This is a genomic window from Streptomyces sp. NPDC107521 (genome assembly GCF_055598485.1).
On record NZ_JBVKAT010000005.1, the window covers coordinates 227658 to 250548 of the forward strand.

Genomic DNA, 22891 nt, shown 5'->3' on the forward strand with positions numbered 1-22891 from the left:
GGCACGGCACGGTCGCCGCCGCGCGTCCGCCACGCGTCGCCGGGCCCCGGCGGGGCCTTCGCGCGGCCGTCCCCCGGGGTCAACGCCCGGGCGCGGCACCGGGTTCCCCGGCCCCGCGCCGCCGGGCGGCCTCGGCTACTCCAGGACCCGGACCGGGTCCCCGACCCGCACCGTGCCGAGCCGTTCGGGCACGAGGTTCTGGCCGAAGACCAGCCTGCCGTCGATGGCGCGGTGCCGGGCGAGGCTGCGCAGCGGTTCCTTGCCGCGCGCGGCGGTGTCCTGGTCGGTGGTGGTCACCACGCACCGTCCGCAGGGCTTGGCGACCCGCGCCACCAGCTCCCCGACCGCGATGCGCGTCCAGCCGTCCTCCGCCCACGCCTCGGTGCCGGAGAGGACCAGATTCGGCCGGAACCGGTTCATGGGCAGTGGCCCCTCGGCCGGGCGGTCGCCCCCGGCGATCATCGCGTTGAGGGCGTCCAGGGAGGCGGTGGTGGTCACCAGCAGCGGGAAGCCGTCGGCGAAGGTCACCGTCTCGCCGGGCCGGGAGTACGCGGGGTCGACCCGGCGGCGGGTGGCGGGATCGTCCATGTGCACCAGGCGCACGTCGGTGCCGAGGTGGGCGCTGCACCAGGCGTGCGCCTCCGGCGCCTCGGCCGGGACGGCCTCCAGGGTGTCGCGGAAGATGTGCACCGGCACGGTCTGCGCCGCCTTCGGCACCGGCACGGTCAGCGGTTCGAGGCCCGGCGCGGACAGGCGGATGCCGCCGCCGGGCAGCAGCTCGGCGGCGGCGAGGGCCAGGCGTGGCCGCTCGCGCTGGGTGACGACCCTTCCCCCGTCGTCGACCAGCATCCAGCGGCGGTCCCCGGCCAGCCCCCAGGGCTCCACCACGGCCTCCCGGAGCGGAACGCTCCGCAACGCCTTGACCGGGTGGACGTGAATCGACTGCACTCGCGCATTCCCCATGGGGCCATGGTGCCAGCAGGCACCCGCGGGCCACCCGGGGAACGGCTCAGTAGCCGCGGTACTGCTGGTTCTGGTACGGGTCCTGGTACGGAGCCGGGGCGGGACGGGGCGCGGCGGGACGCATCGCCTCGTACCCCGCGGGGCGCATCCCCTCCTGCCCGGCGGGCCGCATGGCCTCGTAGCCGGCGGGGCGCATGCCCTCGTACCCGGCGGGCCGCATGGCGTCGTAGCCGGTGGGGCCCGGTGCCATGGGGCGGGGCGGCTGGGGCTGGTGGGGGGCCGGGTAGCCGCGCGGGGCGGTCTGCTGCGGGATGTACGCGGTGGGCGCCTGGTGCAGGGGCGCGGGCTGCGGCATCTGCTGCGAGTAGCCGTAGGAGGGCTGGGACGGCGCCGCCGGGAGGGCGGGCAGCGCCGAGGGGAGCGCCGGCAGGTGACTGACCGGCGCGTCGTACGCGGCCGGGACCCGGATCGGCGCGATCTGCGGGGTGCCCCGCTCGGCGACGAGGGAGTCGTAGATCGGGGTCTCCGGGAAGGAGGCGGAGTAGTAGCCGCCACCAAAGGTGGAGCGGGGGGAGGTCATGGCCATAAGTTAAGCCCACGATGTGCTGGTTGGGGAGACCGACAAGAGGGTTGTTTTCCCGCGTTCACGACGGCCTGGTATCCATAATTCGAGTGAATACGACAAAACAGGTCAGCAGGCGTCCCGTTGTGAGGTAAAAGCCGAGTTCCGGGCCTGTTACCGGGGGTTGGCGGGGGTCACTCCCCGTACTCCTGGCGGGCCGCGGGCCCCGGGGGCTTAGGTTGGGTGCGAGGACTTGGCGGACCGCCGGGGCACGGCCCGGCGCCACGACACAGTGATGGGGGCGTACATGTCCATGTCCAAGGGCGCGAACACTCCGGTGCCGACCGCGGCGCTGAGGGTCGAACTGGGCTGGCGATCGGGCCCCGGAGTGCCCGACGCGGACGCCTCGGCGCTGCTGCTCCTGGGTGGAAGGGTCCGCTCCGACGCGGACTTCGTCTTCTACAACCAGCCGTCGCACTCCTCGGGCGCGGTCCGGCACGAGGGCAAGCGCGACGCGGGCGGCCGGGTGACGGACGGCCTGCTGGTCGATCTGGCGCGGGTGGAGCCCGCCGTCGACACGGTGATCGTCGCCGCGTCCTCCGACGGCGGCTCCTTCGGACAGGTCCCCGGCCTGTACATCGAGGTCCGGGACGCCGCGGGCACCGTCGTGGCCCGCTTCGACAACCCGGGCGCCACGGTGGAGACGGCGTTCGTGCTCGGTGAGTTCTACCGCCGCCAGGGCGCCTGGAAGTTCCGCGCCGTCGGCCAGGGGTACGGCACCGGTCTGGAGGGCCTCGCCACCGACTACGGCATCACCGTGGACGAACCGCAGGTCCCCGCCGCCCCGCAGGCACCGCCCGCGCCCCCGCCCGCCGCCCGTCCGGCCTTCCCCCCGGCCGCGCCGCCCGCGGCCCCGCCCCGTCCGCCCGCGGCCCCGGCGGCCCCGCCCGCCGCGCCACCGGTCAGCCTCGGCAAGGTCACGCTGACCAAGGCGGCGCCCTCGGTGTCGCTGACCAAGCAGGGCGGCACCTCCGGCGCCCTGCGCGTCAACCTCAACTGGGAGGTGCGCAAGCAGTTCTCCGGCTGGGGCCGCAAGCTCGGCCGCTCCGTCGCCATGCACAACGACCTCGACCTCGACCTGTGCTGCCTGTACGAGCTCACCGACGGCAGCAAGGGCGTCGTACAGGCCCTGGGCAACGCCTTCGGCGCCCTGCACCGGCCGCCGTTCATCCACCTCGACGGCGACGACCGCACCGGGGCCGTCTCGGCCGGCGAGAACCTCACCGTCAACCTGGACCACCAGCGCAGCTTCCGGCGCATCCTCGTCTTCGTCACCATCTACGAGGGCGCGCGCTCCTTCGCGGACCTGCACGCGACCGTCACCCTCCAGCCCCAGCACGGCGCCCCCGTCGACTTCTCGCTCGACGAGTGCACGGTGCCCTCCACGGTGTGCGCCCTCGCCCTGATCACCAACACCGGCGACGACCTCGTGGTCCAGCGCGAGGCGCGCTACCTGGTGCCCGACCGCGGCGTCAGCCCCCAGCGGACCGTCGACCGCGCCTACGGCTGGGGCATGAACTGGACCCCCGGCCGAAAGTGACCCCCGGCCGCCGGTGCCGCCCCCCGGGGGCACCGGCCCGCCGCCGGTGACCACCGCCGCCCCGGTGCTCAGCCCTCGTCGGGCAGGGCGCCGGGCCGGGAGTAGGTGCGGCCCTTCCACGCCGCGCCGCGCCCCCGGTAGTGCAGCACCGCCGAGTCGACCGTCATCAGCAGGTACAGCAGCGCGGTGAACGGCAGCAGCGGGGCGAGCCACCAGGGCTGCCCGTAGTACCGCAGCATCGGCACGTACGTCGCCGCCATCACCAGCCACGCGGCGCCGCCCGGCACCGCGACGGCCGCGCCGCCCCCCGCCGCGCCCGCCACGACCGCCGCGGGCGGCACCAGATACACCAGCGCCAGGCCGAGCACCGTGCCCGCGAGCAGCGGCGGACTGTGCCGCAGCTGCGCGTAGGCGCTGCGCGAGACCATCCGCCAGAGGTCGCCCAGGCGCGGATACGGCCGCACGCTGTCCACCCCGTCGGCCAGCCCCAGCCAGACCCGGCCGCCGCTGCCCTTGACGGCGCGGGCGAGGGCCACGTCGTCGATCACGGCGTGCCGGATGGAGTCCGGGATCCGCGCCCGCTCGGCGGCCCGGGTCCGCAGCAGCACACAGCCGCCCGCCGCCGCGGCCGTCCGGGTCGTCCCCACCCGCCCGTCGCGCCCCGGGCGCCCGGCGATCCACCGGAACGGGTAGAGCTGGGCGAAGAAGTACACGAAGGCCGGCACCACCAGCCGCTCCCACGGGCTCTCCACGCGCAGCCGGGCCATCTGCGAGACCACGTCGAAGCCGCCGGGCCCGGCCGCCGCGACCAGGCGGCGCAGACCGTCCGGCGCGTGGGCGATGTCCGCGTCCGTCAGCAGCAGGAACCCGGGCTCCCGCGCGCGGGCCAGCGCGATGCCGTGCCGCACCGCCCAGAGCTTGCCCGTCCAGCCCGGGGGCGGCTCCCCGGGCGAGGAGACGGTCAGCGGCAGCCCGCCGGTCCGCCGCGCCAGCTCCCGGGCCAGCTCCCCGGTGCCGTCCGTGCTCCCGTCGTCGACGAGGAACACCTCGGCGCGCCCCGGGTAGTCCTGCGCGAGCAGCGACGGCAGGCTCGCGGGCAGCACCCCGGCCTCGTCGCGCGCCGGGACCACCACGCACACCGGCGGCCACTCGGCGGGCTCCTCCCCCTCGGGCAGCCGGACGTCCGTCCGCCAGAAGAAGCCCTGCCCGAGCAGCAGCCACAGCCAGACGGCGAGCGACAGGACGGCCACCGCGGACGCCACGGACGGCGGCGCCGCGGCGAGCGAGGCGGCCACGTCGGCCGCGGCGGACGGACCGGCCGCGCCCGCCCCGGGGGGCGGGGCGGGCGGCGGGGCGAGGGCGGTCGGAAGGGCGGTCCACACGTCGGCGCTCACGTGCGCAGTCTGCCGCACGGCCCCGGGCCGCGGCGGCGCATCGTCTATCGTGGCGGAGTGAAGATCGCGCTCATGGACTCCGGAATCGGTCTGCTGGCGGCCACCTCCGCGGTACGGCGGCTGCGGCCCGACGCCGATCTCGTCCTCTCCCTCGACCCCGACGGCATGCCCTGGGGGCCGCGCTCCGTCGAGGACCTCACCGGGCGCGCCCTGGCCGTCGCCGAGGCAGCCGCCGCGCACGCCCCGGACGCCCTGATCGTCGGCTGCAACACCGCCACCGTGCACGCCCTGTCCGCGCTGCGCGCCCGGCACGAGCCCGGACTGCCGGTCGTCGGCACCGTCCCGGCGATCAAGCCCGCCGCGGCCGGCGGCGGACCGGTGGCGATCTGGGCGACCCCCGCCACCACCGGCAGCCCCTACCAGCGCGGCCTCATCGCGGACTTCGCCGACGGGACCCGGGTCACCGAGGTGCCCTGCCACGGGCTCGCGGAGGCCGTCGAGCACGCCGACGGGGCGGCCGTCGCCGCCGCCGTCGCCGCCGCGGCCGCCCTGACCCCCGAGGACGTGACGACCGTCGTCCTCGGCTGCACCCATTACGAGCTGGTCGCCGAGCGCATCCGCGCCGCCCTGCGCCGCCCCGGCTCCCCGCCGCCGGCCCTGCACGGCTCCGCCGGGGCGGTCGCCGCCCAGGCGCTGCGCCGCCTCGGCGTCCGGCCCGAGCCCGGCGCGCCCGCCGGGGGCACCCTCACCGTGCTGCTCAGCGGACGCGAGGGCACCCTGCCCGACGCGGCGCTCGCCTACGCGGAGGGACGGCTGCTGCACGCGGTCGCCCCGGCGCACTGACCGCCCGGTCCGCCCCGCCTGCCCGGTCCGGCCCCGCCCGCCCGGTCCGGCCCCGCCCGTCGCGCCCGGAGCCCGGCGCGAACCCGGTCCGGCCCGCCCCGGCCGGGGACGCCCCGGTTGGCGCAGTCACGTTCCGCGACGCCGCACACACGGGGCGAAACGTGGGTAACCTCGTCTTCCATGAGGCATCGCCCCGGCGAGAAGGCCCCCCGCCCCCCGCACATCTGGACCGGACGCGCCACCAACAGGGCCCAGTGGTTCCTGGCCCTCACCGGCGCCGCCTGCCTGGCCCTCGGCATCGCCCTGGCCGTCGACTCGGCCTGGGAGTCCGGGGTCGCCCCGCTCGCCATGGCCGTGGTCGGCTGCATCGCCGCCGGGCTCCTCGTCCTCTACGGCACCCTGGCCTTCGTCCACGTGGCGCTCCGGGTCGACGAGGAGTGCCTGGAGGTCCGCTGCGGCCACATCGGCGTGCCCCGCCGCCGCATCCCCCTCTCCGACGTGGCCGGCGCCGAGTTCGTCCCCCACGTCACCCCCCGCCACTGGGGCGGCTGGGGCTACCGCTGGAGGCCCGAGAAGGGCACGGCCGTCGTGGTGCGGCGGGGCGAGGGCATGATCCTGCGGCTGTGGGACGGGCACACCCTGACGATCACCGTCGACGACGCGGAGTCCGCCGTCCGGGTCATCACCGGCCTGCTGCGCCCGAGGAGCCCGGGGCCGGTCCTCTGATCCGCCGCCCCCGGTCCGGCCCGCGCCCCTGATCCGGCCCCGGCCCTCCCGGGCCGCCCCGCCGGTCCCGCACCGGTGCCGCGGCCCCGTGCCGGGACGGTCACCGCCGGTGCCCCTCACGGACCGTGTTGCCGGGCGCGATGTCACGCACCGTACACTCCCGGGGTGACCGCCACCGCAATCCCCGTCGGCACCCCGGACCCCTCGGAACCGCAGGCCGCGCCCGGATCCCGCGCCGCCCGACGGCTGCGGCGCGTGCTGCCGGCCTCCGTGGCCGCCCTGTCCGGAGTGCTGCTCTACGTCAGCTTCCCGCCGCGCACCGTGTGGTGGCTGGCCCTGCCCGCCCTCGCCGGTCTCGGCTGGGCACTGCGCGGCCGCACCTGGAAGGCGGGCTTCGGCCTCGGATACCTCTTCGGCCTCGGCTTCCTGCTGCCGCTGCTCGTCTGGACCGGCGTGGAGGTCGGCCCGGTGCCCTGGCTGGCCCTGGTCGCGGTCGAGGCGGTCTTCCTCGCACTGGTCGGCGCGGGGATCGCGGCCGTGTCCCGGCTGCCGGCCCGGCCGGTGTGGGCCGCCGCCCTCTGGACCGCCGGGGAGGCCGCCCGGGCGCGCGTGCCGTTCGAGGGCTTCCCCTGGGGCAAGATCGCGTTCGGCCAGGCCGAGGGCGTCTTCCTGCCGCTCGCCGCGGTGGGCGGCACCCCCGTCCTGGGCTTCGCCGTGGTCCTGTGCGGCTTCGGCCTCTTCGAGGCGGTCCGCCTCGCCCTCCTGGCCCGCCGCACCGGCGCCGTACGGCGGGGCGCCGCGGCGGCCGCCCTGCTCGCCCTGGCGGTGCCCCTCCTCGCGGCCCTGGCCGCCCGGCCGCTGGTCAGCGACCGGGCCGAGGACGGCACCGCGACGGTCGCCGTCGTCCAGGGCAACGTGCCGCGCGCCGGTCTCGACTTCAACGCCCAGCGCCGGGCCGTGCTGGACTACCACGCGCGCGAGACGGAGCGGCTGGCCGCCGAGATCGGGGCGGGCCGCGTCCCCCGCCCCGACTTCGTCCTCTGGCCGGAGAACTCCTCCGACATCGACCCCTTCGCCAACCCGGACGCCCGCCACGTCATCGACCGGGCGGCGAAGGCCGTCGGGGTGCCGATCTCGGTCGGCGCCGTCGTCGAGCGGGACGGCAAGCAGCTCAACGAGCAGATCCTGTGGGACCCCGAGAAGGGCCCCACCGACACCTACGACAAGCGGCAGATCCAGCCGTTCGGCGAGTACCTGCCGCTGCGCTCGCTCATCGGCGCCCTCAACGACGAGTGGACCGGCATGGTCCGCCAGGACTTCACCCGGGGCACCGAGCCGGGCGTGTTCACCATGGCGGGCACCAGGGTCGGCCTGGTCACCTGCTACGAGGCGGCCTTCGACTGGGCGGTGCGCTCCGAGGTCACCGACGGCGCCCAGCTCATCTCGGTGCCGAGCAACAACGCGACCTTCGACCGCAGCGAGATGACCCACCAGCAGCTCGCCATGTCCCGCGTCCGGGCGGTCGAGCACAGCCGCACCGTCACCGTGCCGGTGACCAGCGGCGTCAGCGCGATCATCATGCCGGACGGCCGGATCACCCAGCGGACCGGCATGTTCGTGGCCGACTCCCTGGTCCAGGAGGTGCCGCTGCGCTCCTCCCTGACGCCCGCCACCCGGCTGGGGGTGCTGCCGGAGATCGCGCTCGTCCTGGTCGCCGCGGCCGGCGTCGGCCTGGCCGTCAGCCGCGCCGTCCGCGCGCGGCGCGCCGGGACCGGGACGCCGGGCCCGTCCGCGTAGCGGCACGGCCGGGCGCCCGCCCGCACCGCCGGTGACCGCCCGTGCCTGCGGGGCGCGGGCGCCGTCGTCCGGCGTCGCGGTGCCGGACGACGGCGTACCGCAGGGCGGGGGCGCGCGGTGCCCCAGGGCGGGGCGCGGGGTGTTGCCGGGCGGAGGGCGCGGTGACGCGTCGCGCGCCCCGTCCCGTGCACGCGCTCCCGGGACGTACGCCCCGCCGCACGCCCGCGAAGTGACGTCGTACGCCCCGCTCCACGCCCCCGTGCCCGGCCGGCCGCCGCCGGACGGCCCGTTAGGGTCGGGACCATGCCTACGCCCGACTTCATCCACACCATCCGCGCCCACGCCGGTCACCATCTGCTCTGGCTCCCCGGAGTCACCGCGGTCGTCTTCGACGACGAGGGCAGAGTGCTGCTGGGCCGGCGGTCCGACACCGGGCGGTGGGCGCTGATCGGCGGCATCCCGGACCCGGGGGAGCAGCCCGCCGTCTGCGCGGTGCGCGAGGTGGAGGAGGAGACGGCGGTGCGGTGCGTCGTCGAGCGGGTGGTCCTGATCCAGGCGCTCAGCCCGGTCACCTACGACAACGGGGACGTCTGCCAGTTCATGGACACCACGTTCCGCTGCCGTGCCGTCGGCGGCGAGGCCCGGGTCAACGACGACGAGTCGCTGGAGGTCGGCTGGTTCGCCGTGGACGCCCTGCCGGACCTCAACGAGTTCGGCCGCTTCCGGATCAAGCAGGCGCTGTCCGACGCCCCCGTGTGGTTCGAATCCGCCACCACCCCGTGATCCCCGCCCCGGCGGGGCGACCAGGCAGGGGCGGGAGGGGGCGGCGCGGCTCGGCAGCCGCCTGACGGGGCTCCCGGGCGCCGCCCGCCACCGCCGGGTGGCTCCGGCCGCCCCTGGCGCCCCGCGCGGTCCCGGCCGCCGCCCGATGCCGCGCGGGGGGCCGCCTGCCCGGAGTGGCATCCGTGCCAACGGGTGGCCGTGACACCGACGGGCGCGGCTCACGCGCGCCGGAGCCGCGGCCTTCGCCGGTTCGTCCGAACGTCCCCTCCGACGGCCCCGTCCCGCCGTACCGGTGGCCCCCTCGACGCCGGAGGACGCCGCGCTGAGAGGATCGTCCGGACCCGCGAGATGCACCGCGGCCCGGAAGGAGACCGAGACCATGCGCGTCACCACGGACGGCGGCCGGACGGAGGCCCACGGATGAGCGGCGGCGGGAGCGACCACGTCCTGGCGCACACCGAGGGACGGACCGGCCGGGTCGTCCTCAACCGGCCCGGGGCGATCAACGCCCTCACCCACGCCATGGTCCGCCGTCTCGACGCGGTCCTCACCGCGTGGGAGCGCGATCCGGCGGTGGAGGCCGTGGTCCTCACCGGGGCGGGGGAGCGGGGGCTGTGCGCGGGCGGTGACATCCGCGCCATCCACGGCGACGCCCGGGACGGCGACGGCAGCGCGACCGCGGCCTTCTGGCGCGACGAGTACCGTCTCAACGCCCGTATCGCCCGCTATCCCAAGCCGTACGTCGCCGTCATGGACGGGATCGTGATGGGCGGCGGCGTCGGCGTCTCCGCCCATGGCAGCGTGCGGATCGTCACCGAGCGCTCCCGCGTCGCCATGCCGGAGACGGGCATCGGCTTCGTCCCCGACGTGGGCGGCACCCATCTGCTCGCCCGCGCACCCGGCGAACTGGGCACCCACCTCGCCCTCACCGGCCTGCCGGTCGGCGCCGCGGACGCCCTGCTCTGCGGACTGGCCGACCACCACGTGCCCTCCGCCTCCCTCGGGCCGCTCCTCGACGACCTGGCCGGGTCCCCCGTACCGGCGGCGCTGGCCCGCCACACCCAGGCCCCGCCGCCCGGCGCACTGGCCCGGCGGCGCCCCTGGATCGACGCCTGCTACTCCGCCGACACGGTCGAGGAGATCGTCCGGCGCCTCCGCGCCCACGGCGATCCCGAGGCCGGGGCGGCCGCCGAGACCCTGCTCACCCGGTCGCCCACCGCGCTCAAGGTGACCCTGGCCGCTCTGCGCCGGGCACGGCGGCTCGGCTCGCTGGAACCGGTCCTCGACCAGGAGTACCGGGTCTCCCTGGCCGCCTTCGCCCTCCCCGACCTGGTCGAGGGCATCCGGGCCCAGGTCATCGACAAGGACCGGACACCGCGCTGGTCGCCCGCCACCCTGGAGGAGGTCGCCGGGGCCGACGTGGAGCGGTTCTTCCGGCCCCTCGGCCCCCGCGAACTCGGCCTCGCCCCCGGCACCGCCCCCCGGAGCGGAGCGGAGACCGGCTGACGGGACCGTCGCCGCCGGCCCTCCTTCCCGCCCCCGCGGCCTCCTCCCGGCCGCACCCTTCTCCCGGCGTCGGCACCCCGCCCGGTGGCGGAGCCGTCGGACGGTCGGCCCGGGTGTCCGCCCGGCCCCGGCACACCGCCGCGGCCGGGTGTCCGCCCGGCCCCGGCACACCGCCGCGGCCGGGTGTCCGCCCGGCCCCGGCACACCGCCGCGACATGCGGAACCCGGGTGCCGTTGGGACGATGTCCCCAGGCGGGGGCGGCCGGGGGGCAGCGGAAGGGAGGACGTGGGGATGCCCGGCAGCGCTCCGTCCCCGGACACACCGTCCACCGCGGGGACACCCCCCGACGGCGCACCGCCGCCCACCGGCGCACCGCCCTCCGCCGGGCCGCCACCGGTCCCCGCCGGACCGTCCGCCGACACGGCGTCACCGTCCGCCGCAGCCCCGTCGCCCGGCCCGTCCCGAGGTGAGCGGCCCGGTATCCGGTTCTGGATCGACCGGGGCGGCACCTTCACCGACATCGTGGCCCAGGCGCCCGACGGCGGGCTGAGGGCGCTGAAGCTGCTCTCCGAGAACCCGGACCACTACCCCGACGCGGCCGTCGAGGGCATCCGGCGCCTGCTCGGACTGGCCCCCGGCGAACCGGTCCCCGCCGCCGCCGTGCACAGCGTCCGCATGGGCACCACCGTGGCCACCAACGCCCTGCTGGAGCGCTCGGGGGAACGCACCCTCCTGGTGATCACCCGCGGCTTCCGCGACGCCCTGCGCATCGGCTACCAGAACCGACCCCACCTCTTCGCCCGCGGCATCGACCTCCCCGAGGTCCTGTACGAGCGGGTGACCGAGGTCGACGAACGCGTCACCGCCGAGGGCGAGGTGCTCCGCCCGCCCGACCTCGACTCCCTCGCCCCCGAGCTGCGCCGGGCCCACGACGACGGCATCCGCAGCGTCGCCGTGGTCTGCCTGCACAGCGCCCTGCACCCCGCGCACGAACGGGCCGTCGGCGAACTCGCCGCCGCGGTGGGCTTCACCCAGGTCTCCCTGTCCAGCGACGTCGGCCCGCTCACCCGGCTCGTGCCGCGCGGCGGGACCGCCGTCGCCGACGCCCACCTCTCCCCGGTCCTGCACCGCTACGTCCACCGGGTCTCCCGTGAACTCGCGGGTGTCCGGCTGGCGTTCATGCAGTCCAACGGGGGACTGGCCGCCGCGGAGCACTTCCGGGGCACCAACGCCGTCCTGTCCGGCCCGGCCGGCGGCGTCGTCGGCATGGCCGCCCTCTCCCGGCTGGCGGGACACGACCGCGTCGTGGGCTTCGACATGGGCGGCACCTCCACCGACGTCTCGCACCACGCTGGTGAACTGGAGCGCGTGTCGGTCACCGAGATCGCCGGGGTCCGCCTCCAGGTGCCGATGCTCGACCTGCACACCGTCGCCGCCGGCGGCGGCTCCGTGCTCCGCTTCGACCACGGCCGCTACCGCGTCGGCCCCGACTCCGCCGGTGCCCGCCCCGGTCCCGCCTGCTACCGCCAGGGCGGACCGCTGACCGTCACCGACGCCAACGTGATGCTCGGCCGCGTCCCGCCCGCCCGCTTCCCCCACGTCTTCGGCCCCGGCGGCGACCAGCCGCTCGACGAGGCCGTCGTGCGGCGGGAGTTCACCCGGCTCGCCGCCCGCATCCGCGCCGCCACCGGCGACCGGCGCACCCCCGAGGAGGTCGCCGAGGGGTTCCTGCGCGTGGCCGTCACCCATGTCTCCGCCGCCGTCAAGCGCATCTCCGTCCACCGGGGCCACGACATCCGCGAGTACGCCCTGACCTGCTTCGGCGGCGCCGGCGGCCAGCACGCCTGCGCCGTCGCCGACTCCCTCGGCATCCGCACCGTCCTCGTACCGCCCTTCGCCGGGGTGCTCTCCGCCGTCGGCATCGGACTCGCCGACGTCACCACGGTGCACGAGCGGTCCCTGGAACTCCCCCTGGACCGGGCCCACATGGCCGAGGTGAACGCCGCCGCCGACCGGCTGGAGGCCGACGCCCGCGCCGTCCTGGCCGACCAGGAGGTCCCCCGCGCGCACGTCCGCGTCACCCGCGCCGCGCGCCTGCGCTACGACGGCACCGACACGCCCGTGACCGTGGCGCTGGCCGGACCCGGGGCGATGGCACGGGAGTTCACCGAACGCCACCGGGCGCTCTACTCCTTCCTGCTCGACCGCCCGGTCGTGGTCGACGCCCTCTCCGTCGAGGGCCGGGGAACGAGCCCCCACCCCGACCTCGCCCGCCCGGACACCCCGCCGACCGGCCGCAGTCCCCACGAGACCTCCGACCGGACCCTCGACCGGCCGCCCTCCCCCGGCCACGACGGCTCCCCGGGGGAGGGCACCGGACGGCGGGAACCCCGGGAGGACGGCACCGGAGGGGACGAGGCCGGGGCCACCACCCGCCTCCACCTCCGGGGCGCCTGGCACGACGTACCGCTGCGCGCACGCGAACGGCTGCGCCCCGGCGCGGTGCTGGCCGGGCCCGCCGTCATCACCGAGGCCAACGCGACCACCGTCGTCGACCCCGGCTGGCAGGCGGCCGTCACCGGCTCCGGCCACCTCCGGCTGACCCGCACCACCGCCCTCCCCGCCGAGGACGTCGGCACCGGGGCCGACCCCGTCATGCTGGAGATCTTCAACAGCCAGTTCGTCTCCGTCGCCGAGCAGATGGGCGCCCGACTCGCCGCCACCGCCCAGTCCGTCAACATCAAGGAGCGGCTGGACTTCTCCTGCGCCCTGTTCGACCCCGAGGGGCACCTCGTCGCCAACGCCCCCCACATCCCCGTCCACCTCGGCTCGATGGGGACCGCCGTGCGCGAGATCGTCCGCCGCCGCGCCGGGACCATGCGGCCCGGTGACTCCTACGCCGTCAACGACCCCTACCACGGCGGCACCCATCTGCCGGACATCACCGTCGTCACCCCCGTCTTCGGGGAACCCGGCACACCGCACGCCGGCCGCCTGCTGTTCCACGTCGCCTCCCGCGGCCACCACGCCGAGATCGGCGGACTCACCCCCGGCTCCATGCCCGCCGACAGCCGCAGCATCGAGGACGAGGGCGTCCTCCTCGACAACTGGCTGCTGGTGCAGGACGGCAGGCTCCGCGAGGAGGAGACGCTCGCCCTGCTCACCGGGGCCCGCCACCCCTCCCGCGACCCGGCGACCAACCTCGCCGACCTGCGCGCCCAGACCGCCGCCAACGCCAAGGGCGTCGACGAAGTGGGCCGCATGATCCGGCACTTCGGACTCGACGTGGTCCGCGCCTACATGCGCCACGTCCAGGACAACGCCGAGGAGGCCGTGCGCGGCGCGCTCGACACCCTCACCGGCGGGACCCACCGCTACGAGACCGACTCCGGAGCGGTGATCGCCGTCCGGGTCGACGTCGACCGCGCCGGACGCCGCGCCACCGTCGACTTCACCGGCACCTCGCCCCAGCTCGACTCCAACCTCAACGCCCCGTCCGCGGTCGCCACCGCCGCCGTGCTCTACGTCTTCCGGACCCTCATCGCCCAGGACATCCCGCTCAACGACGGCTGCCTGCGCCCCCTGCGCGTCATCACCCCGGAGGGCTGCCTGCTCGCCCCCGTCCCGCCGGCCGCCATCGTCGCCGGCAACGTGGAGACCTCGCAGGCCGTCACCGGCGCCCTCTACGCGGCCCTCGGCGCCCAGGCGGAGGGCAGCGGCACCATGAACAACGTGACCTTCGGCAACGCCCGCCACCAGTACTACGAGACGGTCGCCTCGGGCGCCGGAGCGGGCCCCGACTTCGACGGCGCGTCCGCCGTCCAGACCCACATGACCAACTCCCGGCTGACCGACCCCGAGGTGCTGGAGCTGCGGCTGCCCGTCCTGGTCGAGGAGTTCTCCGTGCGCCGGGGCAGCGGCGGCGCCGGCCGCCGGCACGGCGGCGACGGGGTGCGCCGCCGGATCCGCTTCCGCGAGGCGATGACGGTCAGCGTGCTCGCCGGGCACCGCAGGATCCCGCCCTACGGGATGGCCGGCGGCTCCCCGGGCGCCCTCGGCTCCCACCACGTCGAGCGCGCGGACGGCACCGTCGTCCCCATGGCGGGCCGCGACTCCGTGGCGGTGCGCCCCGGTGACGTGTTCGTCCTGCTCACCCCCGGCGGCGGCGGCTACGGCAGCCCGCCGCCGGAGGACCCCGGGTGAGCGGCGACGCGGGCCGCCGGGGGAGTCGCCCGCCGCTTCCCGGGTAGGGGTCCCGGCGGCGGACGGTACCGGACGGCCCCCGGAGGAGGGCCGGTCGGCCCCGGACCGGGACCAGCGGCCCCTGCCCGGGGCCCCCGTCGCGCGAGAGGCTGGCAGCGCGGCACAACCGGACACAGGAGGTGGGCACCATGCCCCGCACGATCACCGTAGGACTCGACGGATCGCCCGAGAGCCGGGCCGCCGCCGAGTGGGCGGCGCGCGAGGCGGTCCTGCGCGACCTGCCGGTCACCCTGCTCCACGTACCGCACCCGCTGCCGGAGCCCGTGGCACAGGCCCCGCTGCCCGGTGCCGAGACCCTCCAGCACTGGAGCGAGCGCATCCCCCGCGAGTCCGCCGAGGGCCTGCGGCTGCGCCACCCCGCCGTCGAGGTGCGCACCGAGCAGCGCCCCGGCACCCCCGTCGACGTCCTGGTGGAGGCCGCCGCCGAGGCCGATCTGCTGGTCCTCGGCTCCCGGGCGCTCAGCGGGCTCGGCGGCTTCCTCGTCGGCTCCGTCGGACAGGCGGTGGTCGCCCGCGCCGAGGCGCCGGTGGTGCTGGTGCGCACCGGGACCCGGGCCGCCGACGAGCACGTCATGGACGCCACCGGCATCCCCTCCGCCGCCACCGCCTTCCGCCCCGTCGTGGTCGGCATCGACCTCGCCCGGCCCGCCGAGGCGCCGCTCGCCTTCGCCCTGGACGAGGCACGGCGCCGCGGCACCGGCCTCTACGTCGTCCACGGCTGGAACCTCTCGCCCTACTACGCCTACAGCCTGGCCGCCGGAGTGGACGCGAGCGACGAGGCCGCCCGGCAGCAGGCCGCCGAACTCACCGGCCTGCTGCACCCCTGGCGGCAGAAGTACCCCGACGTCCCGGTCACCGAGGTGTCCCGCCTCGGCAGCCCCGCCCGGCAGCTCATCGAAGCCGCCCGTGACGCCTCCCTGGTGGTGGTCGGACGGCGCCGCCGCAGGCGCCCCTTCGGCATCCACATCGGTTCCGTCGCCCACGCGGTGATGCACCACTCCACCGTCCCCGTCGCCGTCGTCGCGCACGAGTGAGCCGCGGCCCGGCGCCCAGCGAGAGGAGCGACACGCCATGAAGGCAGCCGTCGTCCAGAAGTTCGGCGAGCCCCTCGTCATCGAGGAGCGCCCCGACCCCCGGCCCGGCCCCGGCCAGGTCCGGGTGCGAGTCGAGGCGTGCGGGCTGTGCCACACCGACATCCACGCCGCGCACGGCGACTGGCCCGTCAGGCCCAGCCCGCCGTTCGTCCCCGGCCACGAGGGCGTCGGCATCGTCGAGGAACTGGGCGACGGCGTCACCCACCTCGGCGTCGGACAGCGCGTCGCGGTGCCCTGGCTGGGCCGGGCCTGCGGGCGGTGCGAGCACTGCCTGTCCGGCTGGGAGACGCTCTGCGAGAGCCAGCTCAACACCGGCTACTCCCACGACGGCGGGTACGCCGAGAAGATGCTCGCCTGGGCCGACTTCGCCCAGCCCGTGCCCGACGGCGTCGACCCTCTCGACGCCGCCCCGCTGACCTGCGCCGGGGTCACCACCTACAAGGCGCTGAAGGTCGCCGGGGTGGCCCCCGCCCAGCTCGTCGCCGTCTCCGGGGTCGGCGGGCTCGGGCACCTGGCGGTGCAGTACGCGAAGATCGCCGGGGCCACGGTCGCGGCCGTCGATGTCACCGACGACAAGCTGGCGCTCGCCCGCGACCTGGGCGCCGACATCGTCATCGACGCCCGCACCCAGGACGTCGGCGCGGAGCTGAAGCGGCACGGCGGCGCCCACGTCGCCCTCGCCCTGGCCGTGAACCAGGGCGCCTTCGAGGCGGTCAACAAGGGACTGCGGCGCGGCGGCAAGCTCGTCATGGTCGCCATGCCCGCGCACGGCACCCTCCAGGTGCCGATCTTCGACACCGTCCTCAACGGCACCTCGGTGATCGGCTCCATCGTCGGCACCCGGCAGGACCTCGCGGAGGTGTTCCGGCTGCACGCGGCGGGCCGCACCCGGGTCGTCCGCGAGACCCGCCCGCTCACCGCCGTCAACGAGTCCGTCGACGAGGTGCTGCGGGGTGCCGTCACGGCCCGGATCGTCTTCGACCTCACCGGGTCCGGCTGAGCCCCGGGCCCCCTGCCCGCCCCTTCCGCGCCCGCCCGGACCGGTCCGCCCCCGCGGCCGGTCCGGGCGGGCGCGCGGTCCCTCCCGAGCCGAATCCCGCCGGGTGCGACAAGCTGGACGGGTGAGGTGATCCCCGCCGGCCCCCGCCGGACCCGCGCCCGCGCACCCCGCCGTCCGCGGAACCGGAGGCCGCCGGCCCACAGCGAGAGGGGCCAGCATGAAGGCGCACGTCTTCCACGCACCCGGACGGTCCGCCTGGGAGGAGGTCCCCGACCCGGGCCTCGACGGGCCCGGCGACGCGATCGTCCGCGTCGACACCGTCACCATCTGCGGAACCGACCTGCACATCCTCAAGGGCGACGTGCCCGCGGTCCGGCCCGGCCGGGTCCTCGGCCACGAGGCGGTCGGCGAGATCGTCGAAGTGGGCCGGGACGTGCGCACCGTACGCCCCGGCGACCGGGTCCTGGTCTCCTGCGTCAGCCCCTGCGGGCGCTGCCGCTACTGCCGCGAGGGCGCTTACGGGCAGTGCCTCGGCGGCGGGGGCTGGGTCCTCGGCCACACCGTCGACGGCACCCAGGCCGAGTTCGTCCGGGTGCCCTTCGCCGACCTCTCCCTCCACCCCCTGCCCAGCACCGTCACCGACCGGGACGCGGTGCTGCTGGCCGACATCCTCCCGACCGCCTACGAGGTCGGCGTGCTGAACGGACGGGTGGGCCCCGGCGACACGGTCGTGGTGGTCGGCGCCGGGCCGGTGGGGCTGGCCGCCATCGCCACGGCCCGCCTCTTCGCCCCGGAACGCGTCATCGCCGTCGACGTGGCCGAGCCCCGGCTGGAGGCCGCCAGGGCCTTCGGCGCCGACGCGGTGGCCGACGCCCGCGAGGACCCCGGCCAGCTCGTCGCGGACCTCACCGGGGGGCTCGGCGCCGACACGGCCGTCGAGGCGGTGGGCCTGCCGGAGACCTTCGAGCTGTGCACCCGCGTGGTGCGGCCCGGCGGGCGCGTCGCCAACGTGGGCGTGCACGGCGCGCCCGCCACCCTGCACCTGGAGGACCTCTGGATCAGGAACCTGACGGTCACCACCGGCCTGGTCGACACCCGCACCACCCCGACCCTGCTGCGCATGGCCGCCGCGGACCGGCTGCCCACCGGCCCGATGGTCACCCACACCTTCCCGCTCGACCGCATGGAGGAGGCGTACGACGTGTTCGCCAACGCCGCGCGCACGGGAGCGCTGAAGGTGGTGCTCGGGGAGCCCCGGCGCGAGATCGTCGCCACCTGAGCGCCGCCGGGTCCGCCGGTGTCGCCGATGGGACCGGCGGGCACCGGTAGGGCCGGCGCTCACGGCCGCCCGTCGGCGCCCGGGGCACGGGCGGCGCGGACGCCTCCCGGGAACCGGCGGCGCGGCCCGTGACGGGCCCGTACGGCCGGTACAAAGGCTCGGAGGCACCGGGAGTCCGGGGCCGGTGCGCCCTCCCGGTACGGGCCCTCACAGGGGGCCGGTCGGCGGGCGCGTACCGGGGCACGGGGTACAAGGGCACGGGGTGCCCCACCGCGAGGTGCGGGAATCCGCGGGGCCGGGGCCGGGGCTGGGGGCTGGGGCCGGGGCGGAAGGGAACCGCCCGGTCCGCCCTCGCGGCCGGGGTCAGCGCGTCATGTCCGGCTCGCCGCGCACCACGACCACCGGGCACGCCGCGTGCTGGGCGCAGCGCTGGCTGACCGAGCCCAGCACCGCGCGCGCGAACGCCCCGCGCCCCCGGCGGCCCACGACGAGGATCTCCGCGCCCTGCGAGGCGCGGATCAGCGCCTCCGAGGGGTCGCCCTCGACGAGCAGTTCGCGCATCCCGGCCGGACGGCCGTCGGGGAAGACGGCGCTCAGCGACCGCGAGAAGCGCTCCCGGGCCTGCTCCAGGTCGAAGCCGGGCTCCATGGCGGGGGCGCCGCCCCACCCGCCCGTGGCCGGGGTGTCCCAGACGTGCACCGCCTCCACGACGCCGCCGACGGTCCGGGCGTAGCGGTCCGCCCAGCGCAGCGCCGTGTACGAGGACGGGGAACCGTCCACACCCACGACCACCCTCGGTGGTACCGGCTCGGAGGGTCGCATGGCCACCTCGCTCACACGTCGCGGTCCGCTCCCGTCCACGCTGCCGGGACCCGCGCCGCGCCGCCAGTCGGGGCACCCCCGACCGCCGCGCCGTCCTCCTCGTCCCCGGTCCGCCAGTCCACGTCGACGACGCCCTCCACGGCCCGTGCCAGACGGGCCGCGACCGGCACCAGCGAGGTGTCCCGGACCCGCCCGGCCAGGGTGACGACTCCGTCGGTCACCTCCACCCGGACGGGCTCGGCGGGCCCGGGGAAGAGCGGCGCGACGACCTCCCGGCGGATCTCCTCGACGAGTTCGCCGTCGTCCCGCAGGAAGCCCTTGAGCAGGTCGGCCCGGCTGACGATGCCCCGGAGCAGGCCCCTGTCGTCCACCACCGGCAGGCGTTTGACCCGGTGCTCGGCCATGAGCCGGGCCGCGCGGGCGAGGGTGGCGCCGGGGCCGACGGTGACGGCGGGGGAGGTCATCAGCTCGGCCGCGGTCCGGGCCCCGGCCCTGGCCAGGTCGGCCAGGCGGCGCAACTGGGTGAACCGGTCCGGGTCGCCGTCCCGGAACTCCTCCTTGGGCAGCAGGTCGGCCTCGGAGACGACGCCGATCACCACCCCCTCGCCCTCCACCACGGGAAGGGCGCTGACCCTCCACTGGTGCATGAGGACGACGATGTCCTTGAACGGGGTGTCACGGCCGACGGCCACGGCCGCCCGCGTCATCACGTCGCTCACGGGGCGAGGACTGCCGTACACGATTCCTCCAGGGTGTCGGTTGCGCCCGGTGGCGTCGGGTGCCGGTGGCCGGCGCACCGGGACCGGCCACGGCCGCTCCGCCGGACCCCCGGGCCCCGCCCGCCCCCGCGCGCGGGGCCCCGCTCCCGCCGGTGCCTCCCTGACGGCAGCGTCCTCCCCGCGCGGGCGCGGCACCAGGGGCCACTCGGGCACCGGTGGGGGACCTTCGGCCCCCGTCCCGTCGGAGGGACCTCGCCCGTGCCCCGTCCGGCCCCCCCGGGAGGGCTGTCAGGGCTTGCGGGCCAGGCCCCCGTGCTCGCCGATGGGCTCCGGGGCGGGCGTGGTGGTGAAGGGGCGCCAGAGGGTGACCGGGACGACCCCCGGCTCCACCAGCTCCAGGCCGTCGAAGAACCCGGTGATCTCCTCGGCGGTGCGCAGCACGTACGGCGCCGCGCCGCTCTCGTTGTAGGCGTCCTGGGCCTGCTCGAAGTCCGGGTCGATGCCGCGCGAGCCGTCGTTGATGGACACATGGCTGCCCGGCGGCAGGCCCGCCACCAGCCGGGCCACGACCGAGCGCGCCTGCTCGTAGTCAGGGATGTGCCCCAGGATGTTGCTGAGGATGAGGCCGATGGGCCGGGAGAAGTCCAGCGTCTGCGCGGCGCCCGCCAGCACCCGGTCCGGGTCCAGCACGTCGGCGTCGATGTAGGCGGTCGCGCCCTGCGGTGTGGAGTACAGCAGCGCGCGGGCGTGCGCGAGGACCATCGGGTCGTTGTCGACGTAGACGATGCGCGCCTCGGGGGCGAGGCGCTGGGCCACCTCGTGGGTGTTGTCGGCGGTGGGCAGCCCGGTCCCGATGTCGAGGAACTGGCGGATGCCCGCCTCGCCGACCAGGTACGCCAGATTGCGGTGCAGGAAGGCGCGGCTGCTGCGGGCGATGGTGACGATGCCGGGGAAGACGCGGGTGTAGGCGTCGCCGGCCTGTTCGTCGACGGGGTAGTTGTCCTTGCCGCCCAGCCAGTAGTTCCAGATCCGGGCCGAGTGCGGTACCGAGGTGTCGATGTTCTGGAGTGCGTCGGGTCCGGGCTTCGGTGCGTGGTCGCTCATGATGGTCCGTCTCTCAGCGGCGGCACGGGTGCCTCGTGCACGGGTCCCGTCCAAACTACGTCCGGTCGCCCCGGTCCCGCACGGAGGCGGGGGACACCGTCGGCGGCGACGGCGGGACGGAACGGCCGGGGAGGGGGCGTTCCGGACCGGTTCCCGGCGGCGCGGCGCGGCCGTCCCGGGCGATCGGCGCCGGGTGCCGCCCCGCCGCGTCCCGGCCCAGCAGCCGCTCGGCGTTGATGTCCTGGACGGCGCCGAGCGCGTCGCCGACCGTCGCGTAGTCCACGGCGACGAAGTTCACCTGTGCGCCGCGCTGCTGTTCGCAGCCGCGGACCCGTTCCAGGACGCGCTGGCGGGAGTTGACCGTGCCCGCGTCCAGCCGCCGTCCGCCGCCCGCCGTGACGAAGTGGTTGAGCAGGAACAGCCGCCGGCCGGTGCCGCCCCGGTGGGGCAGGCAGGTCATCTCGTCGGGGCTGCGGAAGGCGAACGGCGTCTCCATGCCGTACTGGTAGAAGTTGCGGTACCAGGGCGCCGGGCCGTCGGCCTTCTCGGTGAAGACGACCAGCCGCCGGCCGCTGTCGATCATGTCCTTGAGCCGGGGCCAGGGGCGGTCCGGATCGGGGTCCGGGGTGTGGATCAGGTCCGTGAGCCCCGCCTCGGCGAAGGCCCGCTGGGTGGCCTCGGGGTCCGTGCCGTCCTGGAGGATCAGGGTGACGATCTCGGTCGGGTTGTCGCGCAGCCAGTCCCCGATCTGCCGCAGCGACGGCGTCAGTTCCAGGGCGCCCGCGCCGCAGACGGCGTGGCACAGCCACAGTCCCGGGTGCGGCGGGTTGACCCGCTGGAGCACCTGGATGAGCTGCCGCCGCAGCTCGGGGGTGAACTCGGAGGCGTTCAGCCGGTCCGCGACCTCCTCGGGCCGCTCCCAGCGGTGGGTGTCCAGCAGCAGGACCCGCACCCCGGCGTTGAGCTGGCCGACGATGTCCGGGTCCTGGAGCGGCCCGATGAACCGGTCGGCGGTGGTGGCCATCGCGTTGTGCGCCGCGAGCTGCGCGATCTCGTCGTAGCGGGCGTCGCACAGCTCGGTGCTGCCCTGGCAGATGCGCGGGGAGGAGCCGGTCATCGCCACCGGCGCCAGCATCGTCCCGAGCAGGGCGCAGGCCGTCACGGTGAGGGTGAGCAGCGGGCCCTGGCGGGGGTCGGTGAGGCGCGGCACCGAGGGCCTGGTCTGCCAGACCCAGGAGACGGTGATCAGCAGGGCTCCGGCGGCGAGCAGGATCACGGCGACGACGGTGGCGGTGGACAGCAGCCGTTCCAGCGCGGTGGCCTGGACGTCGGCCAGCAGCCGCGCGGCGGACGGCGGCCAGGACGGCGGCGGCACCAGGAGCGCGTCGCCGAGCACCAGGCGGAGCAGGAACACCCCGGCCGCGGTCAGGGCCGCCGCGGCGGCCGGCACCCAGCCCAGGGACATCAGGCGGCGGGCGGCCGGAGCGGGCGTGGACCGCCAGAGCAGGAACAGCGCCCCGGCGCAGAGCACCGCCGCCACCGGTTCCACCACGTCCTGGAAGAGCCGGGTGACGGCCCGCGCGCGGTTCACCGGGGCGAGCACCTCCTGCCCGGGGTCCACGTCGACGGTGATCACCCAGGTGCCCCGGCGGGCGTCGCCGAGCAGCTCGCCCGCGGCCTCCCGGACCTTCTCCGACAGGGCGAGCGGGGCGACCGCGGCCAGCGCCCCGGTCACGTCGCCCCGGTCCAGGGCGGTGCCCACGGTGACCCGGGCCTCGGCGCGGGACCCCGGCGGCACGAGCCGCATCAGCGCCTCGGTGGCGGCGGCGGCCTGGCCGGGCGACAGCGGCAGCCGGGGCAGCGCCTCCAGCGGGGCCTCACCGGCCACCAGCCGCGCCGTCATCTCGGACAGGCGCTGCACGAACGCCTGGAAGTCGGGCTCGGAACGCTGCTGGAGGGCGGCGACGGCGTCCCCGAAGTAGGCCTCGCTGAGGCGCTCCACATTGGCCACGACGGGTTCGAGGTCGACGGTGATCCGCAGGGCGGCGCGCTCGCCGCGCAGGTAGTGGATCACCTCCGCGATCTGCCGGTCGCCCATCGCGCGCAGCGTCTCGGGCGGGATCACGACCTTGAGGTTGGAGGTGACGGTGGACTGCGGCACGGGCAGCCGGTCCAGCAGCTCGCTGGTGACGGGCGTGCCGCGCGGATCGACCAGGACCTCGTCGTAGAACCGGCCGTAGGCGCCCTCGTCCTCCAGCACCTGCCCGTAGAAACCGGGGTCGAGGACGGTGGAGCGGATGACGGCCGCGGCGGCCAGGACGGTCAGGCTCAGCACGGCCACGACGCGGACCAGCAGCGCGAACCGGGGCGAGCGGCGCACCAGTGCGTTCATGGCCACCCTCCCGTCGTGCCGTGCGTGTGCTCCCTTCACCCTG

At 76.4% G+C, this 22891-nt stretch carries 17 protein-coding genes; 10 read left to right on the forward strand and 7 right to left on the reverse strand.

What is annotated here, in order from left to right; all coding sequences use genetic code 11:
* Positions 1–135: 135 nt before the first annotated feature.
* Complete coding sequence (locus tag ACZ7LB_RS10585; RefSeq protein WP_471466955.1) at positions 136–963, reverse strand: MOSC domain-containing protein; 828 nt, start codon at positions 961–963, stop codon at positions 136–138.
* 46 nt (positions 964–1009) lie between these two features.
* Positions 1010–1543, reverse strand: a complete 534-nt coding sequence (locus ACZ7LB_RS10590; protein ID WP_471466956.1) for a DUF6643 family protein — start codon at positions 1541–1543, stop codon at positions 1010–1012.
* A 295-nt stretch (positions 1544–1838) separates the two neighbouring features.
* On the opposite strand from ACZ7LB_RS10590, the gene ACZ7LB_RS10595 reads away from it, so the two are divergent.
* A complete protein-coding gene (locus ACZ7LB_RS10595; protein ID WP_471467163.1) occupies positions 1839–3125 on the forward strand; it encodes a TerD family protein in 1287 nt (428 codons plus the stop codon).
* A gap of 68 nt (positions 3126–3193) precedes the next feature.
* On the opposite strand, the gene ACZ7LB_RS10600 is transcribed toward ACZ7LB_RS10595, so the two are convergent.
* The gene (locus tag ACZ7LB_RS10600; RefSeq protein WP_471467164.1) at positions 3194–4387 is read right to left on the reverse strand and encodes a glycosyltransferase; all 1194 of its coding nucleotides are present in this window, start codon (positions 4385–4387) and stop codon (positions 3194–3196) included.
* A gap of 189 nt (positions 4388–4576) precedes the next feature.
* Between ACZ7LB_RS10600 and ACZ7LB_RS10605 the strand changes: the two genes are divergently transcribed.
* From ACZ7LB_RS10605 to ACZ7LB_RS10645, 9 genes are all read left to right on the forward strand, one after another.
* Positions 4577–5362, forward strand: a complete 786-nt coding sequence (locus ACZ7LB_RS10605) for a glutamate racemase (protein WP_471466958.1) — start codon at positions 4577–4579, stop codon at positions 5360–5362.
* 180 nt (positions 5363–5542) lie between these two features.
* Positions 5543–6088 carry a hypothetical protein gene (locus ACZ7LB_RS10610; protein ID WP_471466960.1) on the forward strand — a complete coding sequence of 182 codons (546 nt, stop codon included), beginning with the start codon at positions 5543–5545 and terminating at the stop codon, positions 6086–6088.
* 165 nt (positions 6089–6253) lie between these two features.
* Positions 6254–7885 carry an apolipoprotein N-acyltransferase gene (lnt, locus tag ACZ7LB_RS10615; protein WP_471466962.1) on the forward strand — a complete coding sequence of 544 codons (1632 nt, stop codon included), beginning with the start codon at positions 6254–6256 and terminating at the stop codon, positions 7883–7885.
* Between the two features lie 303 nt (positions 7886–8188).
* Positions 8189–8668 (forward strand): NUDIX hydrolase, encoded by a 480-nt coding sequence (locus ACZ7LB_RS10620; RefSeq protein WP_471466964.1) that lies wholly within the window; start codon positions 8189–8191, stop codon positions 8666–8668.
* Positions 8669–9088: 420 nt separating this feature from the next.
* Positions 9089–10174 (forward strand): enoyl-CoA hydratase/isomerase family protein, encoded by a 1086-nt coding sequence (locus ACZ7LB_RS10625; protein WP_471466966.1) that lies wholly within the window; start codon positions 9089–9091, stop codon positions 10172–10174.
* Between the two features lie 481 nt (positions 10175–10655).
* Positions 10656–14378: a hydantoinase B/oxoprolinase family protein gene (locus ACZ7LB_RS10630; protein ID WP_471467166.1), complete on the forward strand. Its 3723-nt coding sequence runs from the start codon at positions 10656–10658 to the stop codon at positions 14376–14378.
* Between the two features lie 188 nt (positions 14379–14566).
* On the forward strand, positions 14567–15472 hold the full coding sequence (locus ACZ7LB_RS10635) for a universal stress protein (protein WP_471466968.1): 906 nt from the start codon (positions 14567–14569) through the stop codon (positions 15470–15472).
* Between the two features lie 37 nt (positions 15473–15509).
* Positions 15510–16532 carry an alcohol dehydrogenase AdhP gene (gene adhP, locus ACZ7LB_RS10640; protein ID WP_471466970.1) on the forward strand — a complete coding sequence of 341 codons (1023 nt, stop codon included), beginning with the start codon at positions 15510–15512 and terminating at the stop codon, positions 16530–16532.
* A gap of 217 nt (positions 16533–16749) precedes the next feature.
* Positions 16750–17811, forward strand: a complete 1062-nt coding sequence (locus tag ACZ7LB_RS10645) for an alcohol dehydrogenase catalytic domain-containing protein (RefSeq protein ID WP_471466972.1) — start codon at positions 16750–16752, stop codon at positions 17809–17811.
* A gap of 363 nt (positions 17812–18174) precedes the next feature.
* On the opposite strand, the gene ACZ7LB_RS10650 is transcribed toward ACZ7LB_RS10645, so the two are convergent.
* The 4 genes from ACZ7LB_RS10650 to ACZ7LB_RS10665 all read right to left on the reverse strand — a co-directional run bounded on the left by ACZ7LB_RS10650 (position 18175) and on the right by ACZ7LB_RS10665 (position 22848).
* Positions 18175–18633 (reverse strand): universal stress protein, encoded by a 459-nt coding sequence (locus ACZ7LB_RS10650; RefSeq protein WP_471466974.1) that lies wholly within the window; start codon positions 18631–18633, stop codon positions 18175–18177.
* An 11-nt stretch (positions 18634–18644) separates the two neighbouring features.
* On the reverse strand, positions 18645–19373 hold the full coding sequence (locus ACZ7LB_RS10655) for a CBS domain-containing protein (RefSeq protein WP_471466976.1): 729 nt from the start codon (positions 19371–19373) through the stop codon (positions 18645–18647).
* Positions 19374–19640: 267 nt separating this feature from the next.
* The gene (locus ACZ7LB_RS10660; protein ID WP_471466978.1) at positions 19641–20456 is read right to left on the reverse strand and encodes an SAM-dependent methyltransferase; all 816 of its coding nucleotides are present in this window, start codon (positions 20454–20456) and stop codon (positions 19641–19643) included.
* Between the two features lie 55 nt (positions 20457–20511).
* Positions 20512–22848: a PI-PLC domain-containing protein gene (locus ACZ7LB_RS10665; RefSeq protein ID WP_471466979.1), complete on the reverse strand. Its 2337-nt coding sequence runs from the start codon at positions 22846–22848 to the stop codon at positions 20512–20514.
* Between the last annotated feature and the right edge of the window lie 43 nt (positions 22849–22891).

Bases quoted from the DNA above. Each gene is read 5' to 3' on its own strand.
- ACZ7LB_RS10635 (WP_471466968.1), top strand. From the start codon at position 14,567: ATGCCCCGCACGATCACCGTAGGACTCGACGGATCGCCCGAGAGCCGG.
- ACZ7LB_RS10620 (WP_471466964.1), top strand. From the start codon at position 8,189: ATGCCTACGCCCGACTTCATCCACACCATCCGCGCCCACGCCGGTCAC.
- ACZ7LB_RS10660 (WP_471466978.1), bottom strand. From the start codon at position 20,456: ATGAGCGACCACGCACCGAAGCCCGGACCCGACGCACTCCAGAACATC.
- ACZ7LB_RS10650 (WP_471466974.1), bottom strand. From the start codon at position 18,633: ATGCGACCCTCCGAGCCGGTACCACCGAGGGTGGTCGTGGGTGTGGAC.
- adhP (WP_471466970.1), top strand. From the start codon at position 15,510: ATGAAGGCAGCCGTCGTCCAGAAGTTCGGCGAGCCCCTCGTCATCGAG.
- ACZ7LB_RS10590 (WP_471466956.1), bottom strand. From the start codon at position 1,543: ATGACCTCCCCCCGCTCCACCTTTGGTGGCGGCTACTACTCCGCCTCC.
- ACZ7LB_RS10645 (WP_471466972.1), top strand. From the start codon at position 16,750: ATGAAGGCGCACGTCTTCCACGCACCCGGACGGTCCGCCTGGGAGGAG.
- ACZ7LB_RS10625 (WP_471466966.1), top strand. From the start codon at position 9,089: ATGAGCGGCGGCGGGAGCGACCACGTCCTGGCGCACACCGAGGGACGG.
- ACZ7LB_RS10665 (WP_471466979.1), bottom strand. From the start codon at position 22,848: ATGAACGCACTGGTGCGCCGCTCGCCCCGGTTCGCGCTGCTGGTCCGC.
- ACZ7LB_RS10610 (WP_471466960.1), top strand. From the start codon at position 5,543: ATGAGGCATCGCCCCGGCGAGAAGGCCCCCCGCCCCCCGCACATCTGG.
- ACZ7LB_RS10595 (WP_471467163.1), top strand. From the start codon at position 1,839: ATGTCCAAGGGCGCGAACACTCCGGTGCCGACCGCGGCGCTGAGGGTC.
- ACZ7LB_RS10585 (WP_471466955.1), bottom strand. From the start codon at position 963: ATGGGGAATGCGCGAGTGCAGTCGATTCACGTCCACCCGGTCAAGGCG.